This is a genomic window from Planktothrix sp. FACHB-1355 (genome assembly GCF_014748295.1).
Taxonomy (GTDB): Bacteria; Cyanobacteriota; Cyanobacteriia; order Cyanobacteriales; family Aerosakkonemataceae; genus Aerosakkonema; species Aerosakkonema funiforme_A.
Window position 1 is genome coordinate 1 of the sequence record NZ_JACJUP010001155.1, and the last position, 2,197, is coordinate 2,197.

2 protein-coding genes and 1 pseudogene are annotated in these 2,197 nt (G+C 35.9%); all 3 read left to right on the top strand.

The window, feature by feature from the left end:
- Window positions 1–923 (top strand): sulfotransferase domain-containing protein (locus H6S82_RS30170; RefSeq protein ID WP_191057243.1); only part of this gene is annotated, 923 nt, incomplete at its 5' end.
- Window positions 898–1,767 carry a methyltransferase domain-containing protein gene (locus H6S82_RS30175; protein WP_242057170.1) on the top strand — a complete coding sequence of 290 codons (870 nt, stop codon included), beginning with the start codon at window positions 898–900 and terminating at the stop codon, window positions 1,765–1,767. The genes H6S82_RS30170 and H6S82_RS30175, both read left to right, overlap by 26 nt.
- Window positions 1,768–1,921: 154 nt before the next feature.
- Window positions 1,922–2,197: pseudogene (locus H6S82_RS30180) on the top strand (glycosyl transferase); the annotation flags it as partial.

The following is a 2,197-nucleotide window of genomic DNA, read 5'->3' on the forward strand; positions in this document are numbered from 1 at the left end:
CAAATTTATTTATCTGCGGTGCTGCGAAAGCAGGTACAAGTTCTCTTTGGTATCTTCTCGGACAGCATCCTGATATTTTTATGCCAGAAGATGAACTGGTAAAAGAACCTTGCTACTTTTCCAACTTGGTGGGAATAACAGATGAAAAAGAATATTTAAAGATATTCGCTAACGCAGATAATCAAAAATATATTGGGGAAGCATCTACAGCATATCTAACCGATCCTGGTAGCCCGCAAAGACTTTATGATTTTAATCCTAATGCCAAAATAATTATCATGTTACGCAATCCCATTCAGCGAGCTTATTCTCTGTATAATTGGATGACTCAGGATGGGTATGAATATGCGAGAACGTTTGAGGAAGCTTTAGCCAAAGAAACGCAACGGCAAAATAAAAAAATCCCTAACTTTTTTGAGCCGCAGTATTACTATAACTATATGTATTTTAGCTCAGGTCTGTACCACGAACAAGTGAGTCGATATTTGGAGTTATTTGGACATAATGTATTTATAGGTTTGTTTGAGGATTTTATTAAAGAACCAAGAGAATTTTTAAATAACCTTTGGCAATTCCTAGAAATTAGTCCCTGCGATGATTTACAAGAAGAAGCTAAAAATCCTTCTCGAAAAGTAGTGCATACTTATATTTCATTTGCGATGAGAAGAATTACCAAATTTAAAGATTCAGTTTCGAGATATTTAGACAGGAATTATCAAATAAAATTGTATAATACTAAAGAGGGACGAGATTTTTTACTAAACCTGGTAACAACACAGCAAAAGCCAAAGCCTATTAAGCTCGATACTTATAAACGATTGCGCGAAAAATATAAAGATGAATATGAAAAAATAGAAAGTAATCTTAAGCTAAATTTAGACGCTTGGAGAAAAATAGATGAAAAGTTTATCCACAGAAACTAATCAGATGAATATGCAGCTTTTAAATATCGGTTGTGGTTCTGTTTTTCATCCGGCTTGGACGAATATCGATATGGCATCGTTCTCGCCTGATGTGCAAAGTTACGATCTCAGAAAAGGGTTACCTTATGCTAACAATTATTTTGATGTTTGTTATAGCTCTCACGTTATAGAACATCTTACCATAGATGAAGTGAAATTTCATCTAAAAGAAGCTTTACGAGTTTTGAAACCAAAAGGAATAATCAGGGTAGTTGTACCGGATCTAGAAGGAATAGTCCGGGAATATCTGCGTTTATTAGAATTGGTGGAAGTGGGTGTAAAAGAAGCAGAAGCAGACTATGATTGGATGATGTTGGAACTTTACGATCAAAATGTTCGTAGTTTTACTGGCGGTGAAATGGGCAAGTTTTTAAATAGCCCAGATCTAAAAAACAAAGAATTTATTTTGAGTCGGATCGGTAAAGAAGCAGAACAGTTTTGGGATGAACAAACTGCTAAGGAAAAAAGAACGATCTGGGAAAAAATTAAGTCTAAGAAAATATCCTGGTATATGGAAAATTTGCAAAGCAAATTGTTGCTAATTTTAGCTAAGTCAATTGCAGGTAAAAAGGGGAAAATGGCGTTAGAAGAAGGATTATTTCGGAATTCGGGAGAAATTCACCGCTGGATGTACGATCGCTTTTCGTTGCGGCGACTGCTGGAAAATGCGGGATTTGTAGATGTGCGCGTTTGTCGTGCTGATGAGAGCGGTATTCCTAATTTTAACAGCTACGAGTTGGATACGATCGCAGGGAAAATTAGAAAACCCGATTCCTTATTTATGGAAGCGATAAAACCAGGGTGAAATAGGGCAGAAATAAGTAATTACTTATCAAAAATATGGAGTTATTTAGATAATGAAAGTTTGTATAATTAGTAGATCTGATGGGAGAGGAGGTGCTTATGCAGCTGCTTACCGCCTACACCAAGCTTTGCAGCGATCGGGATCGGATTCGATTATGATTGTAGGGGAAAAAACACGAGACGAAAAAACTATTTGGGGAGAAGATACTGGATTCAAAAGAGAATGGACAAATCTGGCACTTTTGATAGATAATATAGTATTAAAAACTTATCCCAATCGCGATCGCAGTATATTCTCCCCCCAGTGGGTTCCAGATTCAATTGCTAGTAAAATCGCTAAAATACAACCAGATATAATTAATTTACATTGGGTTTGTGCTGGCTATTTAAGAATAGAAAGCCTTGCCAAAATTGCTAAATTAAATAAACCA

Bases quoted from the DNA above. Each gene is read 5' to 3' on its own strand.
- H6S82_RS30175 (WP_242057170.1), top strand. From the start codon at position 898: ATGAAAAGTTTATCCACAGAAACTAATCAGATGAATATGCAGCTTTTA.